The organism is Variovorax sp. HW608, from assembly GCF_900090195.1.
Taxonomy (GTDB): Bacteria; Pseudomonadota; Gammaproteobacteria; order Burkholderiales; family Burkholderiaceae_C; genus Variovorax.
This window is the reverse complement of record NZ_LT607803.1, coordinates 5,590,688-5,609,632: the sequence shown is the minus strand read 5'-3', so window position 1 is coordinate 5,609,632 and position 18,945 is coordinate 5,590,688. Positions and strand designations below refer to the sequence as shown.

The following is an 18,945-nucleotide window of genomic DNA, read 5'->3' as shown; positions in this document are numbered from 1 at the left end:
GTTGGAATATAAGACGCCTCTCTCATGCTTCAAACAGGACGGAAGCCCCTACTCTGTTTCCAAGCGGCTAACAATCAGCTCAAATGGCCGTGTGAGAATCCCGCTCCCCCGGCCCCCGGGGCCACCCCCCAAAGCGCACTACTCTTCAGGAGCAGCATAGATGGATCAGATCCAGGCCATGCGGATCTTCGTCCGCGTCGTCGAGGCAGGTACTTTCACCCGTGCCGCCGACTCGCTCGGCCTGCCCAAGGGCACGGTCACCAAGCAGATCCAGGCGCTGGAGGGGCGCCTGCGCGTCAAGCTGCTCAACCGCACCACCCGGCGCGTCACCGTCACGCCCGACGGCGCGGCATACTACGAGCGCACCGCCCGGCTGCTGAACGATTTCGACGACATCGAGGCCAGCATGACGAATGCGCAGGCCAACCCGACCGGGCGATTACGGATCGACGTCGGCTCGTCGATGGCGCGGCTGGTCATCCTGCCGGCCTTGTCCACCTTCTGCGACCAGTACCCGGACATCCAGGTCGACGTCGGCGTGAGCGACCGCACCGTGGACCTGATCACCGACAACGTCGACTGCGTGATCCGCGGCGGCGACCTCACCGACCAGTCGCTGGTCGCGCGGCGCATCGGCAACCTGCCGTGGATGACGGTGGCCTCGCCCGCCTACATCAAGCGCTACGGCATTCCGCAGCATCCGACGGACATCGAGAAACGGCACCTCGTGGTGAGCTTCTTCTCGGGCAGCACGCGGCGCGTGTACCCGCACGAATTCCATCGCGGCGAGGAGCAGTTCGAAATCACCGGCCCCTACCGCGTCTCGGTGAACGACAGCAACGCCCACATGACGGCGGTGCTCGGCGGCTACGGACTGTCGCAGGTCATCACCTACATGGCGGAGCCCTACATCGAGAGCGGCGAACTGGTGCAGATCCTGAAGGATTGGACGCGCCCGCCGCTGCCGGTGCACGTGGTGTATCCGCCGAACCGGCACCTGAGCGCCAAGGTCCGCGCCTTCGTCGATTGGGCGGCGGAACTGTTCGCGAATCATCCGCAGTTGCAGCGGACCGCCGCCACGCCGCGGCCCTAACGCCAGCCCTGCCGCAGCGCCTGCTGGCTGGCCGGCGCCAGCACGCCGAGCCGCACGTGGCCCGGCAGGCCGAAAGACGCAGAGTCGCGCAGCTTGATGCCGTGCGCGCGCAGGGCGGCGGCGCGCTCCGCCGAATGAGGCACGTCCGGCTTGGCGCAGAAGTAGTTGGCGACGCTGGGCAGGCATTCCCAGCCCAGCGATTCGCACAGCCCGCGTTGGGCGGACTTCCAGGAACGCAGCGTGGCGCGGCTTTCGTCCAGCCACTGTTGCGTCGTGGAACGGGTCCAGCTCTCGAGTAGCGCGACGCCATGCGCGCCCACGGGCCAGGACGGCGCGAGCGCCGCGAGGTGCGCCGTCATGTCGTCCCGACCCGGCGGGGCGATCGCGTAGGCGGCGCGAACGCCGGTCAGGCCCAGCGCCTTGTTCGGCGTCCAGAGCTGCCAGATCGGATCGAGGCGCTCGCGGGTCAGGCAAAGCGCGCCCTCGAGCCGCAGCGGCTCGTAGGCGAGGTCGATCACGCAGGTCGCCTCGGCGCCCAGGCCTTCGATGCACGCATCGAGCCCTTCCTGCGGCTGCCCGAGCGGACTCGACGGATCGCAGCACCAGACCAGATCGGCGCCGCGGCTCACCGGCTCGAAGCCCCAGGCGGCGGCCGCGCGCAGGTAGTCGCCATAGCAATAGGGCGGCACCTGGATCCGCCGGCCACCGCGTCGCGCCACCGCCGTGGTGATGCGCGAAATGAACTCGCTGGCACTCGATGCCAGCACGATCCGCCGCGCATCGACCCGATGGAATTCGGCCAGCCGTTCACGCAGCGCCGTGTAGAGCGGGTCCGGATAACGGCCAGGATCAGCGGCATCGATCGCCGACAGCGCATCGGGACACGGACCGCAGGCGTTGGCGTTGGTCGAGAAATCGTGCCGCGCACCACCCAGCGCGTCGGGCCCGCCGTGCGTCATGACCAAACCGCCCGGCCGGCCATCGCGACCGTCGCGCCAAGGGCCGAGAGCCACACCACCCGTGACGCTGCCGCCGCGGCGCGCGCCGTGTCCGAAGCGGTGGCCACGCTTGCCTTGCCGTTGAGCACATACACACCGGGCTTCGCAAGCCGCACACCCAGCAGCAAAGCCATCGCGCCCATCGGCCAGCCGCCGTTGGGCGACGGCGTCTTGCGCGCCTCCCGCCGGCACCACGCCCACCCGACCGATGAACCCGGCAGCAGCAGCGCCGCGGTGATGCGCGCCGGCAGCCACGAAAGCACGTCGTCCACGCGCGCCGCCCACTTGCCGGCCCATTCCCAGCGCGCGCCGCGATAACCCCACATCGCGTCGGCCGTGTTCGCAAAGCGATAGATCGCCGCACCCGGCAGCCCGAGCAGTGCGAACCAGAACAGCGGCGCAACCAGCGAATCGTTGAGGTTCTCGGCCAGCGATTCGATGGCGCTCTCGCGCACTTCGACTGCGCTGAGCGCGCGCACGTCCCGGCTCACCAGCCGGGCGAGTTGGGTACGCCCTTCACCCGGCGAACGGCCGAGCGCCGCCTCGACCGCCAGGACTTCGTCGCGCAGCATGCGCCACGCGAAGAGCGGCTTGAGCACGAACCCGGACAACAGCGCGGCGGCCCATGCCGGCAGACTCCCGGCGATCAGCACGACGGCGCAGGCCACCGCCGCGACCAGCAAGGCACCCGCACACCAGGCGACTGCACCCGCGGCGAAGCGAGAGAGAGGGTGCGTCCGGCCCTCGCCATCGCGCGGCGCGATGCGTTCCCCGATCCAGCCCAGATAGCGCCCCATCCACACCACCGGATGCCAGGCCGAAGGCGGCTCGCCCATCCAGCGGTCGATCGCCAGCGCCAGCCAGAGTGCGGCGATCGAGACCAAGGCCCAGGGCGCGTTCACACGCCCTAGTCCTCGATCCCGCGCTGGGCCGGGATGCCGGCCTGGAACGCGTGCTTGATCATCTTCATCTCGGTCACCGTGTCGGCAAGCTGGATGATTTCCTCGGGGCAGCGGCGCCCGGTCAGCACCACATGCACTTCCTTCGGCCGCGCGCGCAGCGTTTCCAGCACGCCCTCGAGCGGCAGCCAGCCGTAGATCAGCGGATAGGTGATCTCGTCGAGCACCACGAGGAAGTATTGGCCGGAGAGGATCGCCGCCTTGGCCTTCTCCCAGCCGTCCCGCGCGAGCTGCGCCGAGCGTTCGAGATCCTGGCTCTTCCAGCTGAAGCCGTCGCCGAGCCCTTCGATCGGGATGCCGATCTGCTCGAACATCCGGTGCTCGCCGAAGCGTGCGCTCGGCACTTTCATGAACTGGAAGATCTTGACGGCCTTGCCGCGGCCGTGCGCGCGCAGCGCCAGTCCGAAGGCGGCCGTGCTCTTGCCCTTGCCGTCGCCGGTGTTGACGATCAGGAGGCCGCGGCGTTCGCCCTCGGGCTTCTCGTAAGGCTTCTCGCTGGGTGGGGTTTCGATCTGCATGGGTCCTTGATTCCAATGGTTAGCGCGGCACGGCCAGCCAGTGGCCCTCCACGCGATGCACGGCCACGCGCCGGTCGAACACCGCCTCCAAGGCACGGTGCGTGGCGGGGTCCTCGCACGGTCCATGATGCAGCACGCGCCCCCCGGCCATCACGACCATGTCGTCGGCGGCCAGGGCGGCGTTGAGCTCGTGCAGCACGCTGATCACGGTGCGGCCCTGCGCGATCAGCTCGCGCACGGTCTGCATCCAGTCGGCCTGATGCGGCGGGTCGAGATTGGCGAGCGGCTCGTCCATCAGCAGCACCTCGGCCTCGACGGCCAGCGCGCGTGCCAGCAGCACGCGCTGGCGCTCGCCGCCGGAGAGCTCGCCGAGCGGCCGGTCGCGCCATTCCCAGGCCTGCGTGCGGCGCAATGCGCGCTCGACCGCGGCGCGATCCGCGTCGCTCGGCGCCGCGAGCCAGCGCTGGTGCGGCAGTCGGCCGAGCATCGCGACGTCCCACACCATGAGGTCGTCCGCACTGCCCTCGCCCGCGCCGCCCTGGCCGAGCCACGACAGTCGCCGGGCCCGCGCGCGTCCCGTCGTCGCCGACAGCGCTTGACCGAACAAGCGCACGTCGCCGCTGTGCCGCAGCAGGCCCGCGAGGACCCTGAGCAAGGTCGACTTGCCCGCGCCATTGGGACCGACGATGCTGGTCCAGCGCCTTTCCGCCAGGGCCAGGTCGATGCCGTGCAGGACTTCGGCCTGGCCGAGCCGCGCGCCGATGCGGCGGGCTTCCAGCGCCGGTTCGCGACGCAGGGCGGCCGTCATCGCAGGCCTCCCCGCGCGCCGCGCCGATGCATCAGCCACAGCAGATAGCTGCCGCCGAGCACCGCGGTCAGCACGCCGACCGGCAACTCCTGCGGCGCGACGAGCCATCGGGCGAGCAGATCGGCAGTCATCAGCAGCAGGCCGCCCATCGCGCTCGACAGCGGGATCAGCCGCGCATGCGTGGTCTTGACGGCGGAGCGCACCAGATGCGGCGCCGCGAGGCCGACGAAGGCGATCAGCCCGGTCTGCGCGACCGCCGCGCCGGTCGCCAGCGCCAGCACCGCCACCAGCGCCGCGCGCATCGCGCCGAGCGGCAGGCCGAGGCTGCTCGCGGTGGATTCGCCGAGCGCCAGTCCATCGAGCACCGGCGCCAGCGCCCATCCGAGCAACAGGCACACGATGCCCAGCGCGCCCATCACCGCGCAGGCGCTCCAGCCCACGAGGCCGGTGCTGCCGAGCATGAAGCCCTGCATCGCCTGGAGGATGTCGGCCGAGGCGATGGTGATCAGGTCCTTCACGGCGCCGAGCACCACGCCGACGATCACGCCCGCGAGCAGCAGCCGCAAGGTCTGCTGCACGCCGCGCGCGAGCAGCAGCGTGAGCATCACCGCCACCACTGCGCCTACAAACGCCGCGCCGGTCATGCCCAGGCGCACCACCCATTGCGTGCTCGCCGGCGAGGCGCCGAACATCCACAGCGCCACCCCCACGCCCAGCGACGCGCCCGACGCGCTCCCCAGCAGGTACGGATCGGCCAGCGGATTGCGGAACAGCCCCTGCGCCACCGCGCCCGCGAGGCCGAGCAGCGCGCCGGCCAGCCATGCGCCGAGCGTGCGCGGCAGCCGGATATCCCCCACGATCTGCATCGCGACCGGGTCGCGCCAGGCGGCGAAGAGACTCTCGAAGCCGGTGCTGCCCACGCCGGCACCGACCACCAGCACGATGCCGCCAAGGACCAGGAGCGCGACACCGAGCCCGAGCGCGCGACGCTGCTCGCTCTTCATTTGCGCTCCAGGGTTGAGCTCAAGCACCGTGCCATCAGGCGCGCGGCTTCGCCCATGCGCGGCCCGGGCCGCACCAGCACGTCGGCCTCGTCGGCGCTGAAGCGGCAGATGCGGCCATTGCGCACCGCCTTGATGCGGCTCCAGCCCGGCCGTTGTTCCATGCCCTGCGCATTGCGCTCGCCGATCATGATCAGGTCCGGATCGGCGCGCACCACGAATTCGGGATTCAGCTTGGGGAACGGCCCCATCGACCCCGGCACGATGTTCTTCGCGCCAAGGCGCGCGAGCGTCTCGCCGATGAACGAAGACTCGCTCGCCGCATAGGGACCGCCGTTGACCTCGAAATACACGCGGGTGTGGCCGACGCTCTCCGGCACCGCCTGCGCCGCCGCCGTGACGGCGGCATCGATCGCGCGCCATACGCGCTGCGCATCGTCGGTGCCGAGCACGCGGCCGAGCACATCGAGCACGCGCCGCACATCGGCGTGGTTCTTGGGTTCGAGCACCACCACCTTGAGGCCCAGGGCTTCGAGCCGTTCGGTGACGCGCGACGAGCGGGCGGGCAGCACCACGTCGGGCTTGAGCCCGACGATGGCCTCGACGTTCGGGTCGATCCCGCCCCCCACCTGCGGCAAGGCGCGCACAGACTCGGGCCAGTTGGAGTAGCGGTCCACGCCGACCAGCCGGTCGCAGGCGCCGAGCGTGCAGACGGATTCGGTCAGCGAAGGCAGCAAGGTGACGATGCGCTGCGGCGGCTTCGGCAGGTCCACCGCCACGCCGCGCTCGTCGGTCACGACGAGCGCCTGTGCCGCGATCGCGAACACGGCCAGCAAGGCGGCGAACGCCAGTCTCGCAAGCAGCTTCATTCGGGTTCTTTCAGGGCGAGCGGCAGACCGGCCGCCATCAGCGTAACGCGGTCGCAGGCGGCGGCCACGCGCTGGTTGAGCACACCGAGCGCATCGACGAAGGCGCGCACCTCGCGTCCGAGCGGGATCACGCCGAGGCCGATCTCGTTGCCGATCAGCACCACCGGGCCGATCGCCGCTTCGAGTTCGTGCACCAGCGCGTCGGTCGCCGCATCGATCTCGCCGGGCGCATGCGCGATGCCGTCGGCCGGCATCATCAGATTCGTGAGCCACAGCGTGAGGCAATCGACCAGCACCAGCGTCTGCGGCGAAGCATGCGCACGGATCGCCTGCGCGAGCGCGCGCGGCTCCTCGACCGTCACCAGCCCCGGCACGCGCAGCGCACGGTCGCTGCGATGACGCGCGATGCGCGCACGCATCTCGTCGTCATGCGCCAGCCCGGTCGCGACGAGCACCGCGCGGTGCGCGTGCGAACGCCCGAGCCACGCCGCGGCGAGCTGCTCGCCGCGGCGCGATTTGCCGCTCTTCTGGCCACCGAGGATCAGTTCGCGGCAAGCGCCCTTCATTTCGGCTGCCACCTCAGCGTCAGGTAGAACGCGCGGCCGGGCTGGTTGTAGCCGAACGCAGTCTCGTAGCTCACGTCGCCCACGTTCGAGACACGCCCCTGCACCGACCAGTCCTTCGCCACGCGGTATTCCGCATAGAGATCGACCGTGGTGTAGCTGTTCAGCACGCGTGTGTTGGCCGCGTCGTCATAGCGTTGGCCCACATGGATCGCCGAGCCGCCGAGCTTCCAGGCGCCGATCTGGTAGTCGGCGCCGAGCGTGGCCTGCTCCTTCGCGCGCCGCGGCAGCAGCTTGCCGGTGACCTCGTTGTGCGGATCGAGCGAGTCGTAGCTCGCATGCAGGCCGAGGTTGCCGAACTGGCCGTCGTAGCCGAGCGTGCCGCCCTGGATGCGTGCGTGCGGGATGTTCTGCGGCAGCGTCTCGCTGGTGATGAAGCCCGTGATCTTGTTGTCATAGCCCACCAGCTTCACGGTGTGCCCGCCCTGGGTCCAGGTGATGCCGACGTCGGTGTTCCTGCCCTCCTCGGGCTTCAGGTTCGGATTGCCGAAGCCGGGGTAGTAGAGCTGGTTGAACGATGGCGCCACGAAGCTGGTGCCATGCGACACGTTCACGCGCCAGTTCGGCGTGATCCGGTAGCCGTAGCCGGCGAACCAGGTGTCGTTGCCGCCGAACTGCGAGTTGTCGTCGTGCCGCGCGTTGAGCTGCCAGCTGTGCGGGCCATGGTCGCCGCTCAGGCCGACGAAGGCGGAATTGATGTCGCGCTCGGTGACCGTGTAGCGGGTGTCGCTGTTCACGTTCTGTTCGAGCCGCTCCAGGCCCGCGATCACGGTGCCGACCGGCGTGGCGATGTCGTTCTGCCAGAGGTACTGGTTCTGCGTGGTCTGGAACAGGCCCGGCAGATTGAAGGGCGCCGCGACGATGTTGCGGCTGTAGTCGTCGCTGCGGGCATAGCGCAGTTGCGTGTTCCAGTTCGACATCAGCTTGCCGGCCGCCCCGACGTAAGCCGTTTCCGTGCGCACCGTGTTGCGCGAGTCGCGGCCCGGGCCGTCATCGAAGTGGTTCAGGCCGTCCGAATACAGGATGCCGGTGTCGAGCTTCCAGTCCGGGTTGAACTGCCAGCCGAACGATGCGTTGACCGCACTCTGGTTGAAGGGGTCGCGGTCGGGATTGAAGTTGCCGAATTGCACCTTGCTGTTGGTCGCCGAAAAGCTGTGGTCGATTGTGCGCTGAACATCGAGCGAGTAGGTCGCCGCGCCGGACGCACCGCTGAAGCCGCCGGTGATCTGCTTGTAGCTCTCGCTGCCGAGCGTCGCCGAGGCGCGCGGCATGAAGACCGAATCGCCGGGCGCCGCCTTGCGCGTGAAGATCTGCACCACGCCGCCCACGCCATCGCTGCCATAGAGCGCGGAGGCGGGGCCCTTCACCACTTCGATGTGGTCGATCATCTCGACGGGAATGTTGTCCCAGACCGGCGTGCCGAGCGTCGCGGAGCCGTAGCGCACGCCGTCGATCAGCAGGATGGTGTGACGCGCCTCGGTGCCGCGGATGAAGACGCTGCTCGACTTGCCGGCGCCGCCGTTGGCCGAGATCTGCACGCCGGCGACGCGCGCGAGGATTTCGGGCAGCGTGCGGCTGGCCTGCTGCTCGATCTGGGCACGGTCGATCACGACGGTGTCGGAAACCAGGTCATCGACGCGGGTCGGCGTGCGGGTGGCGGTCACCACGGTCTCGGTGAGCGCGCCGGTGCTCTGCGCCATTGCGGCGGAAGCGAGGCCCGACAGTGCGGCAACGGCCAGGGAAACGCGGCTGGCGCGCGCGAGCGGCCACGACGAAGCGCACCGGTCGGTGCGATGGAAGAAAACGCTTGTTTTCATGGGGACAACAAAAGATCAAAGTCCTTCGCCGGCTTCCCCGCCAGCGCATGGACGTCATGGCCGTTCGCATGCCTTCCATGCGGCGACCGCCTCGTTGGCCGGTATCCGGGCTGGCAGCACGACCTTCGTCGCCTTCCCAGAGGCCTGTTTCAGGGCATCCAGTGGCTGATTGACGAGGGCGGCATCCGAAGAAAGGACGCCGTCTGCTTGACCGTTGCGGGGGCAGCGCAGGCTGGCCTGAGCCCTGTGGGGGCGTCGGCTTCTGCTTCCCGTTGAACTGCGAGGTGTGAACCACCTCGCGAGCACCAACGCGCGGGATTGTAAAGTGTCAGGGCGCGCGGCCCTTGCAGCGCGTGGAAACCCGCAAGCGCCCGAATCTACAATCGCCCCCCATGCCTGCACCGAGCCGTATTGAACAGATCGCCGAGCGTGTCGAACGCCTGCTCGTGCGCCATGAAGAAGTACAGCGCACCAATGCGTTGCTGCAGGACCAGGTGGAGGCGCTCACGCGGGAACGCGATGCGCTCAAGTCCCGGCTCGCCGCGGCGCGCACGCGGCTCGATGCGCTCCTCGACCAGCTCCCGACCGATCCTACGCAAGACCCGAGCTCCCGCTCATGAAACAAATCGAAGTCCAGATCATGGGCCAGAGCTATCTGCTCGGCTGTCCCGAAGGCGGTGAAGCGCAGTTGCGCGAAGCAGTGGATCGTGTCGACGCGGCGATGTGCAAGATCCGCGATGCCGGCAAGGTGAAGGCGCGCGACCGCATCGCCGTGCTCGCTTCGCTGAACCTCGCGTTCGACCTGGTGCAGCGCGAAGCTGCGCCCCCGCCCGCGCCGCCTGCGGCCCCGTCCGACCCCACCGCCGACGATGCACGCGCCGTGCAATTGGTGCAGCGGCTCGATCAGGCCCTCGCCGGCGACGGACATTTGCTCTGAAAGGAGCGCCACGCGAGCTGCACAGGCGTAAAATGCGTCCTGTCTGCGGTGCGCGCTGGGCTTTATATGTCCTTGTACCAATGCTCCACGGAGCAGGGCTTGGTATATCGCTTGGCGGGTGTGATCATCTCGCGTCAGATGAACCCGAAGCCTTGCTGCCCTCGCCCACCTGAACCCCGGTTCAGGCTGCGAGTCCAGGCCCATCCGCAGACACCTATTCGCCAAAGCCACGGCGCCCGCATCGGGGCCGTGGCTTTTTTCTGTCGGCGGCTGAAGTTTGATGTGGCGCAAGCGCTTCTGCGGCGACCAGCCTAAAGTGACCGTTTCAACTGAAGGAGAACCGCATGTTCCAGCGAATCCTGGTCGCCACCGACGGCTCGCCCCTTTCCAGGAAGGCTGTGACGAGCGCCGTCGCGCTGGCGGCGCAGAATGGCTCCGAACTGCTTGCGCTCACGGTCGTCCCCCGCTACCCCACCAACTATTTCGACGGCGCCGCCGTCTTCACGCCCGAGGACATCGGCCGCATCGAGAAGCAGTGGTCCGATGCGGCGCAAGCCGCGCTCGACGCGGTCGCGGCCGAGGCCAAGGCGGCCGGCGTGAACATCAGGACATCGGTCATCAGCTCCGACCTCGTCGGCGATGCCATCATCAATGCGGCCAAGAAGCACGAGGCCAATCTCATCGTGATGGCCTCGCACGGCCGCAAGGGCATCAAGCGGCTGCTGCTGGGCAGCGAAACCCAGCATGTCCTCACGCATTCCGAGCTTCCTGTCCTGGTGCTGCGCTGATGAAGATCCTGATCGCCGTGGACGGCAGTCCCCACACGCAGAAGGCCATCGACTACCTGGCGAAGCACCGCCACATGTTCGTGGACGCCAACGAGCTGGTCGTGGTCCACGTCTGCATCGGCGTGCCGGGGCACATTGCCCGGCATCTGAGCAAGGGAACGATCGCGGAGTACTACCAGGAAGAAACCGCGAAGGTCATCGAACCGGTCAGGGCGCAGCTCGCACGGCACGACATCGCGAACTACCGCATCGACGAGCGCCACGGCCATGCGGCCGAGGAGATCATCAAGTCGGCCGGCGAATGCGGCGCCGAGCTGATCGTCATGGGCACGCACGGCCATGGCCTCATCGCCCGCGCGATCATGGGTTCGGTGGCCACCAAGGTGGTGGCCGAGACCGACATCTCGGTCCTGCTGGTGCAATAGCGCCGCTCAGGCGCTCGCGAACAGCCGCTTGTGCTGTTCGCGCAGCAGTGCTTTTTGCACCTTGCCCATCGCGTTGCGCGGGAGTTCTGTCACCACGAAGCAGCGCTTGGGAATCTTGAAGTTCGCGAGCCTGGCCTTGAGTTCGACCACGATCGCGTCGGCATCGAGCGTCGCCCCCGCCTTGGGAATCACGATCGCCACGCCCACTTCGCCGAAGTCCGGATGCGGTACGCCGACGATGGCGCTTTCCGCCACGCCGGGCAGCTCGTTGATGTAGCCCTCGATCTCCGCCGGATAGACGTTGTAGCCGCCGCTGATGATCAGGTCCTTGCTGCGCCCGACGATGGTCACGTAGCCGAGGCCGTCGATCTTGCCCACGTCGCCGGTCTTGAAGTAGCCGTCGGGCGTGAACTCCTCCTTGGTCTTCTCCGGCATGCGCCAGTAGCCGCAGAACACGTTCGGCCCGTCCACCTCGATGTGGCCGATCTCCTCGGTCGGGCACGGGTTGCCCTGGTCGTCGCGCACGCGCAGGCGCACGCCGGGCAGCGGGAAACCCACCGTGCCGCCGCGACGCTCACCCTGCACCGCGCTGTACGGATTGGAGGTGAGCATCACCGTCTCGCTCATGCCATAGCGCTCGAGGATGGTGTGGTCGGTGCGCTCGCGCCATTCGTTGAAGGTCTCGATCAGGAGCGGCGCGGAGCCCGAGATGAAAAGCCGCATGTTGCTGCAAGCCTCGCGCGTCAGACCCGGCTCGGCCAGCATGCGCACGTAGAGCGTCGGCACGCCCATGAAGACGGTCGCATCCGGCAGGCGCGCGACCACGCGGCGCGGATCGAAGCGGTTGAGCCAGATCATCCGGCTGCCGCTGATCAGCGCCCCGTGGATCGCGACGAACAGCCCGTGCACATGGAAGATCGGCAGCGCGTGGATCAGCACGTCGCCGTCGCCGCGCCTGGACGAGCGCCAGCCCCAGTAGTCCTTGAGCACCTCGGCGTTCGACTGCAGGTTGCGGTGCGAAAGCATCGCGCCCTTGCTGCGGCCGGTGGTACCGCTGGTGTAGATGATGGCGGCGAGATCGTCGCCCTTCTTGCGCGCGATGTCGTGCTGGTCGCTGCACTCTGCCGCCACTTCGAGCAGGGTGCCGGTGCGGTCGTCATCGAGCGTGAAGACGTGGCGCGTGCCGGCAGCGGTCGCGATCGGCGCGACCCATTCCGCATTGGCGCTGCTGCAGACGACCACCTCCGGCTCTGCATTGCCGATGAAATATTCGATCTCGGCCTGCCGGTAGGCGGTGTTGAGCGGCAGGAAGACATAGCCCGCGCGCAAGGTCGCGAGGTACAGCAGCATCGCCTCGACGGACTTCTCGACCTGCACTGCGATGCGTGCGCCCTCCTTGAGCTTCAGCGCATGAAGCAGGTTCGCGATCATCGCGCTCGCGCGGTCGAGGTCGCGCCAGGAATAGAACAGGCCGTCGTCGGTCTCGACCGCGATCGCATCGAGATCGGACGGGAAGGCAGCGCGCAATGCGGCGAAGAGATTGGCGTTCGTTGTCGTGTCGGTCATGGTGATATCAAAAGACGGGAGTGCGCTTGCCGAGGAAGGCGGCGATGCCTTCGCGGTGTTCATCGGAATCGGCGTAGTCGTAGGCCACGGCCACCAGCGGTGCCAGCGGGTCTTGTCCGCCTGCGCTGCGCAGCGAGGAGAAGGTGCGCTTGTTGAGGCGGGCGGCTTCGGGCGCGAGCGCGGCGATGCGCTGCGCTCGCGCCAGCGCCGCGCCCGCGACGTCGGCATCGGGCATCACGCGCAGCAGGAAGCCGGCGTCGTACAGGCGCTGCGCATCATGCACGCCGGCGGCCAGCAGCATGTCGCGCGCGAGCGCGTCGCCGATGGCGCTGGTCACCAGCGCGGCTTCGCGCGGCGCCATCGGAAAGCCCAGCTTGGCGATCGGCGCACCGAACTTCGCCGAGGCACCCGCCAGGCGGATGTCGCAGCAGCTCGCGATTTCCAGCCCCGCACCCATGCAGGCGCCCTCGATCTGCGCGACGAGCGGCAGCTCGCAGGCCAGCATCGCGGCGAGCGCCGCCCAGACCTCGTTCTCATGGAATTCGCGCAGGCTCGCCTCGTCGAAGCGAAACGACGGGTACTCGGAAATGTCGCCGCCGGCGCAGAAGGCCCCTCCCTCCCCGCGCACGACGACGCAACGGCTCGACGCATCGCGCCCAAGCTCTTCGAAGACCGCGCGCAATTCGCGCCACATCGCGCGCGTCATGGCGTTGAGCCGGCCCGCGTTCGCCAGCGTGACGAAAGCGATCGGGCCCTCCCCGTGCAGCGTGATCGAATCGGTCATTCCAGCTTGGCTCCGGAGGCCCTCACCACCGCGGCCCAGCGCTTGATCTCGGCGTTCACGAAGGCGCCATACTGCGCTCCCGTGAGGTTCGGGATCTCGGACCCGTTGGCGGCCCAGATCGATTTCAGCTCGTCGGTCGCCAGCGCCTTCTTCATGTCGTCGATGGCCCGCGCCTGCACGTCGGCCGGGGTGCCCTTGGGCGCCCAGAGGCCGTACCAGGTGGTCACGGTGTAGTCGGGCAGGCCCACCTCCGCGGCGCAGGGCACGTCGGGCAGGGCCGGGTTGCGCTTCCTGCCGGCCACCATGAGAGCCTTGATTCGGCCCGCCTTGATGTGCTGCGCAGAGGAGCCCAGGCCGTCGAACATCACGTCCACGTTGCCGGCGATCAGGTCCTGCAGCGCCGGACCCGCGCCGCGATACGGGATGTGGGTGATGAAGGTGCCGGTCTGCAGCTTGAAGAGCTCGCCCGCCAGATGGTGCGAGGTGCCCGAACCCGCCGAGGCGTAGTTGAGCTTGCCCGGGTTCTGCCTGGCATAGGCGACGAAATCCTTGAGCGTGGTCGCGCTCACGCGCTTCGGGTTCACGACCACCACCTGCGGCACGTCGGCCAGCAGCATCATGGGCACGAAGTCCTTTTCGAGGTCGTAGTCCAGCTTGGGATAGACCGAGGGCGCGATCGCGTGGTGGACCGCGCCCATGAAGAGCGTGTAGCCGTCCGCGCGCGCCTTGGACGCGATGCTCGCGCCCACGGTGCCGCCCGCGCCGCCCCGGTTGTCGATCACCAGCGTCTGGCCGACGATGCTGCTGAACTGCGCCGAGAGCGGCCGCGCGAAGGCATCGGTGCCGCCGCCGGCCGGGAACGGCACGATCATCGTCACGGGCCGGGTCGGCCAGCCCGACTGCGCGCGCGCGCCGCCGGCCAGGGCCGCGGCGCCCGCCGCCAGCGCGAGCTGCAACACATCGCGCCGCTGAAAGCCTGGGGTCATTCTTTCGTCTCCTCGTTATGGTCTGCCACACGCCGGGGCCTGCGGCGCAGGAATCTGGGCCCTTGAAAAAATCAATCCGGGAAAAAGAGATCGTCGATCGCGCCGGACACGGCCACCTTGCCCTGTCCGAGCAGGGCGCGGTGCTTGTCGAGCCGCTTGAGATCGTAGAGGTAGTTGACCATCAGGCCATAGGACTGCTTCAGCCCCTTCGGCGAAGGATCGCCGGCCCAATTGAGCCGCTCGACCCGCGCGCCGTTGCCGAGATGGAAGCGCGCGACCGGGTCCACCGGCTTGCCGTCGGCCGTGGCGCGGCCGAGGTATTCGGCGGCCGAATTGAGCAGCAGTTGCGCAACCGGCGACCTGGCGTCCTGCGCGCTCACCGCGTCCGCCGCCGCGAGGAAGCGTTCCGCCGTGGGCGGCAGCGATCCGACCACGCGGCCGAGCTCGGTCGAGCGCTTCTCGTCGAGCCGCGCCAGCATGTCGCCGGCATGCTTGCCGAGCCAGGCGCGAAAGCCCGGGATCGGCGACAGGGTCGCGAAAGTCTTCAGGCGCGGCAGCTCTTCCTGCAGCGTCTCGACCACGCGCTTGATCAGTGAATCGCCGAAGCTCACGCCGCGCAGGCCGGCCTGCGTGTTGCTGATCGAATAGAAGATCGCGGTGGTGGCCGTTTCGGGCCGGGTCAGCGCGGCGGCCTCGTCGAGCAGCGGCGCGATGCCCTCGCTGACACGGTCGACCAGCGCCACCTCCACGAAGATCAGCGGCGTGTTGGGCAGCCGTGGATGGAAGAAGCCGTAGCACCGGCGGTCGCTGTCGAGCCGGTTCTTGACGTCGGCCCAGCTCTTGATGTCGTGCACGGCTTCGTACTGGATCAGCTTTTCGATCAGCGAGGCCGGCGAATCCCAGCTGATGCGGCGCAGGTCCAGGAAGGCCACGTCGAACCAAGTGGAAAACAGGTGCTCGAGTTCGGCGTCGAGCGGCAGCAGCCGCCGGTCGCCCTTGAGGTGCGGCAGCAGCTGGGCGCGCAGATCGACCAGGAAACCCATGCCGTCGGGCTCGACCGCGAAGCGCTGCAAGAGCCGCGCGCGCGGCGAGGCCAGCGCGCGCCGCAGCTGGATCTCGGCCTGGCCTTCGTCGGCCGTCCCGACCGCTGCCTCGTGGTGCTCACGGGCGTTGCTGAGCTTCTGCGCATCGGGCGCGAAGCGCTCGCTCATGAGCAGCCAGATGTCGCGCCGCTCGTCGAGTTCGCGCCCCGCATACCACTGCACGAAATCATGGGCGCGGCGGCCGCCCTCGACTTCGCTCACGCTGGGGTCGACCACCGCCTGGAGGTCCCCCAGCGCGCGCCGCAGGGCGCGCGGCGCGAGCCCTTCGCCGGAGCGGCGCAGCGTGGCTTCGAGGCGTTCGGAAAGCGGCCTTGGTCCGACGGCAGTCCTGGCCGCTTCGGCGATGTTGCCCGGCTTCAGGCGCGAGACGTTGCGTGTGATCCAGTCGCTGGCATTCATGAGATCGGTTCGACCCTTCCTCGATGACTCTGACGAAAGGAGTCATCTTAGGGGAACCGAGACCGGATTTTTTCCGCCGGCCGCCGATAGACCCTCAACGGACGGCCTGCATCACCCCGCAATCGACGATCTTGAATTCGACGCGGCGGTCCAGCGCATCGACCGCATCGTCGGTGCCGCTGCCGATGATGTTCTCGCGGAAGCCCTTGCCGCTCGGCGCGGTGCGCGTGCCGAGCACGGCCGCCTCGCCCACCAGCCGCTGCTGGATGTACTTGGCCCGCTGCAGCGAGAGCGTGTCGTTGTAGGCCACCGACCCCGTGTGGCTGGTGTGGCCGATGATGTCCATGCAGACCTTCGCGCCGGCGCTCGCCTTGGCGATCTCGCGCAGCCACATCGGATAGGGGCCGCTGATCTTCTGCTCCGACCAGAACACCGTGGTGTTCGGATTGAAGAGGAACTTCACGCCGAGCTGCTGGTTGGCGATGCCATAGGCGACCAGCTTGCCGAAGGCCTGCTCGGCCTCCGCGCTCTTGCCGAGCCTGGCCGAGCTCAGGTAGATGCCGTTGAGCACCCGCAACTGCTCGCCGATCGCGCTGTCGCCGGCGGCGCTGTAGCCCGTGAGTGCGTCCTGGTAGCGCTCGGCGTTGTAGGCGCTGGTGGCGTCCTTGATCAGCGGCGCGACCGCGAGCCGTTCGAGGTAGTACGCATCCGCCTTCTGGCCGGGCGGGGTGGCGCTGGTGCGCACGTAGCCTTCGACCACGCGGTCCTTCGTCGGTACCGGCGTGTCGCGGTAGTAGAGCAGCGGCGTGTGGTCCAGCCCCTCGTCACGGGTGACCGCGGAGGACTGGGCGATCACCTTGCCGGTCGCGAGCTCGGTCAGCGCGAGGTTGATTTCCATCGGCCCGCGCGGCTGGTCGACCGCAAGCCGCGTCATCGTGCCGGTCAGCAGGTAGCGCGCCTTGTCGAGGTTCGCGCGCTGGAACGGCACGACCTGGATGGATTCCTGCGCGGCAAGCCGCTCGGTCACGCGTTCCTGCAGCAACTGCGTGGCGGCCGTCTGCTGGCCGCTTCCGGCGTCGATCATCGGATCCAGCACCACGCCGCTCTTGCCGCCGATCCTGGCGAGCAGGCTCTGCATCTTCTGGGTCTGCACCACCAGCCCGTCGGTGGCCTGCGCCACGGCCTGGTCGAAGGGAAGCTCGGTCCTGGACGAAGCCGGAGGTTTCGTGGCGCAGCCCGCCACGAGCAGGGCCAGGCCGAACGAGGACAGGGCCTGAAGCCAGCGAGCCAGTGTCGTGGTCATCATTCACACCCCTTTCTGAGTTGAGCCGCCTCGGCCGATGTCAGCGAGCCGAGCGAGGCCCGCTGGAGGATGTCGGTGCAGTTGATGCCGCCCTGCACGCGCTCCGGAGGCGGCGGGCGAACGATCGGTACCACGACGGTGCGCACTTGCGACTCGGCTTCGGCGACCGGCTGCTCGCGCCGGGCGATGCGCCTGGGTTCGGGGCGGGCGCGTGCGGCGCTTCTGTGAGGCGGTGCGATGGCGGCCGACGCCGCAGCCGCCGGCGCCGCCTCGTCAGCCTTCACGGGTTCGTCGACCGGCGCGCCCATGGCCGCCGGCCTCACCCGCTCAGGCGCCGTTTCCTTGACGGGTTCGACCGTCTTGAGCGGCTCGGCTGATGGCATCGGCGCGGGCGCTTCGACCGCCTTGGCGGGCACGGGCACGGGCACGGGCGCGGGCTGGGGCATCGCCGGTTCCGATACCTGCGGCGCGGGCGTCACGCGCATGGTCACCGCGCGCGGCTTGACGGGCGCCGATGGGGCCGTGCCTGCCGGCGACGGCGCGCTCGTCGTCGAGACGCCGCTGCTGCGGTAATAGACGAAGGTCATCACGCACGCCAGCACGGCGAGCGCCGCGAGGACGGCGGGCTTGACCCATTTCGCGCGCTGCCGCGCCGCGGCCGGGGCGCCGACCAGCGGCGGCCAGTTCGAGACCGACGCCCTGCCGCGGGTGCGGATCACGACCGGTTCCTCGCGCTCCTCGATCTCGTCGGACGCGGTATGGACGTGCTCCACCGACGCGGGCGGCATGGTCGGCGGCACGCGCACCGCTTCGGCCAGTTCCCGTTCGACGACCGGGTCCGGCTCGGCGAACGAGGGACGATCGGTCACGACCTTCGCGCCGGTGGACGTCGTGGGCGTCGTGGACGAGAGCACGTCGTTGCGGTGCACGGCGCGCACCAGTTCCAGGTCCTGCAGCCTTTCGCCGCAGCTCAGCATCGTCCAGAACTCGGCCGCGCTCTGGGGCCGGTTGCGCGGATGGAGCGACAGCGCGGCATCGATCGCGGCCAGGAAAGGCTCGCTGTACTGCCCGTGGGCGATGTCCGACAGCGGCTGCAGCCGGTCGTCCATCAGCCGCTCGATCGCCGGCATCGGCGGGTGCCCGGTCACGGCCGCGTACACCACGCCCGCGAGCGCGTAGAGGTCGGTCCAGGCGCCCTGCCGCATCGAGGCGACTTCGCCGTACTGCTCGATGGGCGCGAAACCGGGCTTGAACACCACCGTCGGCGACGAGCCCATGCCGTCGATCACGCGCCGCGCGGCGCCGAAGTCGAGCAGCACCGGACCGGCGTCGGTCAAGAGGATGTTGTCCGGCGCGATGTCGCGATGGAAGCAGCTCGCGGCATGCATGGTGCCGAGCGCATCCAGCAGGGGCCGCAGCCAGTTGCACAGCTCCTCCTCGGTGGGCGGGCGGCCGAGCTCGGCCAGCGCATGCTGGAGCGTCGGGCCTTCGTAGTACGGCATCGCCATGTAGGCCGTGCCGTTGTCTTCCCAGAAGTGCAGCACGCGCACCAGCGACGGGTGATCGAATCGCGCCAGGAGCCGCGCCTCGTTGAGGAAGCTGCGCATGCCGACGCGGAAGCTGTCGCGATGCCGCTGCGACTTGACCACCACCGCCGACGAGACGCTCGCGCGCGTCGCGAGGATGGCCGGGAGGTATTCCTTGATCGCCACATGCTGCTCGAGCGAGTGATCCCACGCGAGGTAGACGATGCCGAATCCGCCTTCGCCGATCGGGCCGACGATCTCGTAGTCGAGCAGGCGCGTGCCTTCGGGCAGGGTGTGCGCGGTGGCGCGCTCGGAGTCGCTCCACACGGACGCGTCCGCATCGTCCTGGCCCTCGAGGGAGCCGAGCACGGAATTCGGACCGATTGCCGACGCGGGGGTCATCGCCATCACTTCAGTTGCCCTGTCGTGCGGACTCTACTGC

Annotated in this window: 19 protein-coding genes and 1 riboswitch; of the genes, 5 read left to right on the top strand and 14 right to left on the bottom strand. The window is 68.8% G+C overall.

Annotated elements, in window-relative coordinates; genetic code table 11:
* The first annotated feature begins 160 nt into the window (after window positions 1-160).
* Complete coding sequence (locus VAR608DRAFT_RS26540) at window positions 161-1,093, top strand: LysR family transcriptional regulator (protein ID WP_088956788.1); 933 nt, start codon at window positions 161-163, stop codon at window positions 1,091-1,093.
* Here the strand turns inward: VAR608DRAFT_RS26540 and VAR608DRAFT_RS26535 are convergent.
* Genes VAR608DRAFT_RS26535 through VAR608DRAFT_RS26500 form a run of 8 tightly spaced genes read right to left on the bottom strand, consistent with a single transcriptional unit; the run spans window position 1,090 to window position 8,686 of the window.
* Window positions 1,090-2,052 carry an aminotransferase class I/II-fold pyridoxal phosphate-dependent enzyme gene (locus VAR608DRAFT_RS26535; protein WP_088956787.1) on the bottom strand — a complete coding sequence of 321 codons (963 nt, stop codon included), beginning with the start codon at window positions 2,050-2,052 and terminating at the stop codon, window positions 1,090-1,092. The two genes, VAR608DRAFT_RS26540 and VAR608DRAFT_RS26535, sit on opposite strands and share 4 nt — an antisense overlap.
* The gene (gene cbiB, locus VAR608DRAFT_RS26530) at window positions 2,049-2,993 is read right to left on the bottom strand and encodes an adenosylcobinamide-phosphate synthase CbiB (RefSeq protein WP_269458499.1); all 945 of its coding nucleotides are present in this window, start codon (window positions 2,991-2,993) and stop codon (window positions 2,049-2,051) included. Before cbiB ends, VAR608DRAFT_RS26535 begins: the two co-directional genes overlap by 4 nt.
* Window positions 2,994-2,998: 5 nt before the next feature.
* Complete coding sequence (gene cobO / locus VAR608DRAFT_RS26525) at window positions 2,999-3,568, bottom strand: cob(I)yrinic acid a,c-diamide adenosyltransferase (RefSeq protein WP_088956786.1); 570 nt, start codon at window positions 3,566-3,568, stop codon at window positions 2,999-3,001.
* A 19-nt stretch (window positions 3,569-3,587) separates the two neighbouring features.
* Entirely contained in the window at window positions 3,588-4,376 is a 789-nt protein-coding gene (locus tag VAR608DRAFT_RS26520) for an ABC transporter ATP-binding protein (RefSeq protein WP_172843901.1), read from the bottom strand.
* Window positions 4,373-5,380, bottom strand: coding sequence for a FecCD family ABC transporter permease (locus VAR608DRAFT_RS26515; protein ID WP_088956785.1), 1,008 nt, complete (start codon window positions 5,378-5,380; stop codon window positions 4,373-4,375). Before VAR608DRAFT_RS26515 ends, VAR608DRAFT_RS26520 begins: the two co-directional genes overlap by 4 nt.
* Window positions 5,377-6,246 (bottom strand): ABC transporter substrate-binding protein, encoded by an 870-nt coding sequence (locus tag VAR608DRAFT_RS26510; RefSeq protein ID WP_088956784.1) that lies wholly within the window; start codon window positions 6,244-6,246, stop codon window positions 5,377-5,379. Before VAR608DRAFT_RS26510 ends, VAR608DRAFT_RS26515 begins: the two co-directional genes overlap by 4 nt.
* Entirely contained in the window at window positions 6,243-6,812 is a 570-nt protein-coding gene (locus tag VAR608DRAFT_RS26505; RefSeq protein WP_088956783.1) for a bifunctional adenosylcobinamide kinase/adenosylcobinamide-phosphate guanylyltransferase, read from the bottom strand. The genes VAR608DRAFT_RS26510 and VAR608DRAFT_RS26505 overlap by 4 nt, the downstream gene beginning before the upstream one ends.
* Window positions 6,809-8,686: a TonB-dependent receptor domain-containing protein gene (locus VAR608DRAFT_RS26500; protein ID WP_231972966.1), complete on the bottom strand. Its 1,878-nt coding sequence runs from the start codon at window positions 8,684-8,686 to the stop codon at window positions 6,809-6,811. Before VAR608DRAFT_RS26500 ends, VAR608DRAFT_RS26505 begins: the two co-directional genes overlap by 4 nt.
* 79 nt (window positions 8,687-8,765) lie before the next feature.
* Window positions 8,766-9,011: riboswitch (cobalamin riboswitch) on the bottom strand.
* A gap of 67 nt (window positions 9,012-9,078) precedes the next feature.
* Between VAR608DRAFT_RS26500 and VAR608DRAFT_RS26495 the strand changes: the two genes are divergently transcribed.
* The 4 genes from VAR608DRAFT_RS26495 (at window position 9,079) to VAR608DRAFT_RS26480 (ending at window position 10,836) form a co-directional block, all read left to right on the top strand.
* Window positions 9,079-9,306 (top strand): DUF904 domain-containing protein, encoded by a 228-nt coding sequence (locus tag VAR608DRAFT_RS26495; RefSeq protein WP_088956782.1) that lies wholly within the window; start codon window positions 9,079-9,081, stop codon window positions 9,304-9,306.
* On the top strand, window positions 9,303-9,623 hold the full coding sequence (locus tag VAR608DRAFT_RS26490) for a cell division protein ZapA (RefSeq protein WP_088956781.1): 321 nt from the start codon (window positions 9,303-9,305) through the stop codon (window positions 9,621-9,623). The genes VAR608DRAFT_RS26495 and VAR608DRAFT_RS26490 overlap by 4 nt, the downstream gene beginning before the upstream one ends.
* A 344-nt stretch (window positions 9,624-9,967) precedes the next feature.
* Window positions 9,968-10,411 (top strand): universal stress protein, encoded by a 444-nt coding sequence (locus tag VAR608DRAFT_RS26485; RefSeq protein WP_088956780.1) that lies wholly within the window; start codon window positions 9,968-9,970, stop codon window positions 10,409-10,411.
* Entirely contained in the window at window positions 10,411-10,836 is a 426-nt protein-coding gene (locus VAR608DRAFT_RS26480) for a universal stress protein (protein ID WP_088956779.1), read from the top strand. Before VAR608DRAFT_RS26485 ends, VAR608DRAFT_RS26480 begins: the two co-directional genes overlap by 1 nt.
* A gap of 6 nt (window positions 10,837-10,842) precedes the next feature.
* Here the strand turns inward: VAR608DRAFT_RS26480 and VAR608DRAFT_RS26475 are convergent, their stop codons facing one another.
* The 6 genes from VAR608DRAFT_RS26475 to VAR608DRAFT_RS38125 all read right to left on the bottom strand — a co-directional run bounded on the left by VAR608DRAFT_RS26475 (window position 10,843) and on the right by VAR608DRAFT_RS38125 (window position 18,905).
* Entirely contained in the window at window positions 10,843-12,402 is a 1,560-nt protein-coding gene (locus VAR608DRAFT_RS26475) for a malonate--CoA ligase (RefSeq protein WP_088956778.1), read from the bottom strand.
* Window positions 12,403-12,409: 7 nt separating this feature from the next.
* The gene (locus tag VAR608DRAFT_RS26470; RefSeq protein ID WP_088956777.1) at window positions 12,410-13,186 is read right to left on the bottom strand and encodes an enoyl-CoA hydratase/isomerase family protein; all 777 of its coding nucleotides are present in this window, start codon (window positions 13,184-13,186) and stop codon (window positions 12,410-12,412) included.
* The gene (locus VAR608DRAFT_RS26465; RefSeq protein ID WP_088956776.1) at window positions 13,183-14,172 is read right to left on the bottom strand and encodes a Bug family tripartite tricarboxylate transporter substrate binding protein; all 990 of its coding nucleotides are present in this window, start codon (window positions 14,170-14,172) and stop codon (window positions 13,183-13,185) included. The genes VAR608DRAFT_RS26470 and VAR608DRAFT_RS26465 overlap by 4 nt, the downstream gene beginning before the upstream one ends.
* A gap of 71 nt (window positions 14,173-14,243) precedes the next feature.
* Window positions 14,244-15,674: a malonyl-CoA decarboxylase gene (locus VAR608DRAFT_RS26460; RefSeq protein WP_088956775.1), complete on the bottom strand. Its 1,431-nt coding sequence runs from the start codon at window positions 15,672-15,674 to the stop codon at window positions 14,244-14,246.
* 94 nt (window positions 15,675-15,768) lie between these two features.
* Complete coding sequence (locus tag VAR608DRAFT_RS26455; protein WP_088956774.1) at window positions 15,769-16,980, bottom strand: OmpA family protein; 1,212 nt, start codon at window positions 16,978-16,980, stop codon at window positions 15,769-15,771.
* Window positions 16,977-18,905: a serine/threonine protein kinase gene (locus VAR608DRAFT_RS38125; RefSeq protein WP_088958988.1), complete on the bottom strand. Its 1,929-nt coding sequence runs from the start codon at window positions 18,903-18,905 to the stop codon at window positions 16,977-16,979. Before VAR608DRAFT_RS38125 ends, VAR608DRAFT_RS26455 begins: the two co-directional genes overlap by 4 nt.
* Between the last annotated feature and the right edge of the window lie 40 nt (window positions 18,906-18,945).

What these genes read in the sequence shown, in the direction of transcription:
- VAR608DRAFT_RS26540 (WP_088956788.1), top strand. Translation starts at nt 161, where the DNA reads ATGGATCAGATCCAGGCCATGCGGATCTTCGTCCGCGTCGTCGAGGCA.
- VAR608DRAFT_RS26535 (WP_088956787.1), bottom strand. Translation starts at nt 2,052, where the DNA reads ATGACGCACGGCGGGCCCGACGCGCTGGGTGGTGCGCGGCACGATTTC.
- cobO (WP_088956786.1), bottom strand. Translation starts at nt 3,568, where the DNA reads ATGCAGATCGAAACCCCACCCAGCGAGAAGCCTTACGAGAAGCCCGAG.
- VAR608DRAFT_RS26520 (WP_172843901.1), bottom strand. Translation starts at nt 4,376, where the DNA reads ATGACGGCCGCCCTGCGTCGCGAACCGGCGCTGGAAGCCCGCCGCATC.
- VAR608DRAFT_RS26515 (WP_088956785.1), bottom strand. Translation starts at nt 5,380, where the DNA reads ATGAAGAGCGAGCAGCGTCGCGCGCTCGGGCTCGGTGTCGCGCTCCTG.
- VAR608DRAFT_RS26510 (WP_088956784.1), bottom strand. Translation starts at nt 6,246, where the DNA reads ATGAAGCTGCTTGCGAGACTGGCGTTCGCCGCCTTGCTGGCCGTGTTC.
- VAR608DRAFT_RS26505 (WP_088956783.1), bottom strand. Translation starts at nt 6,812, where the DNA reads ATGAAGGGCGCTTGCCGCGAACTGATCCTCGGTGGCCAGAAGAGCGGC.
- VAR608DRAFT_RS26500 (WP_231972966.1), bottom strand. Translation starts at nt 8,686, where the DNA reads ATGAAAACAAGCGTTTTCTTCCATCGCACCGACCGGTGCGCTTCGTCG.
- VAR608DRAFT_RS26495 (WP_088956782.1), top strand. Translation starts at nt 9,079, where the DNA reads ATGCCTGCACCGAGCCGTATTGAACAGATCGCCGAGCGTGTCGAACGC.
- VAR608DRAFT_RS26490 (WP_088956781.1), top strand. Translation starts at nt 9,303, where the DNA reads ATGAAACAAATCGAAGTCCAGATCATGGGCCAGAGCTATCTGCTCGGC.
- VAR608DRAFT_RS26485 (WP_088956780.1), top strand. Translation starts at nt 9,968, where the DNA reads ATGTTCCAGCGAATCCTGGTCGCCACCGACGGCTCGCCCCTTTCCAGG.
- VAR608DRAFT_RS26480 (WP_088956779.1), top strand. Translation starts at nt 10,411, where the DNA reads ATGAAGATCCTGATCGCCGTGGACGGCAGTCCCCACACGCAGAAGGCC.
- VAR608DRAFT_RS26475 (WP_088956778.1), bottom strand. Translation starts at nt 12,402, where the DNA reads ATGACCGACACGACAACGAACGCCAATCTCTTCGCCGCATTGCGCGCT.
- VAR608DRAFT_RS26470 (WP_088956777.1), bottom strand. Translation starts at nt 13,186, where the DNA reads ATGACCGATTCGATCACGCTGCACGGGGAGGGCCCGATCGCTTTCGTC.
- VAR608DRAFT_RS26465 (WP_088956776.1), bottom strand. Translation starts at nt 14,172, where the DNA reads ATGACCCCAGGCTTTCAGCGGCGCGATGTGTTGCAGCTCGCGCTGGCG.
- VAR608DRAFT_RS26460 (WP_088956775.1), bottom strand. Translation starts at nt 15,674, where the DNA reads ATGAATGCCAGCGACTGGATCACACGCAACGTCTCGCGCCTGAAGCCG.
- VAR608DRAFT_RS26455 (WP_088956774.1), bottom strand. Translation starts at nt 16,980, where the DNA reads ATGATGACCACGACACTGGCTCGCTGGCTTCAGGCCCTGTCCTCGTTC.
- VAR608DRAFT_RS38125 (WP_088958988.1), bottom strand. Translation starts at nt 18,905, where the DNA reads ATGACCCCCGCGTCGGCAATCGGTCCGAATTCCGTGCTCGGCTCCCTC.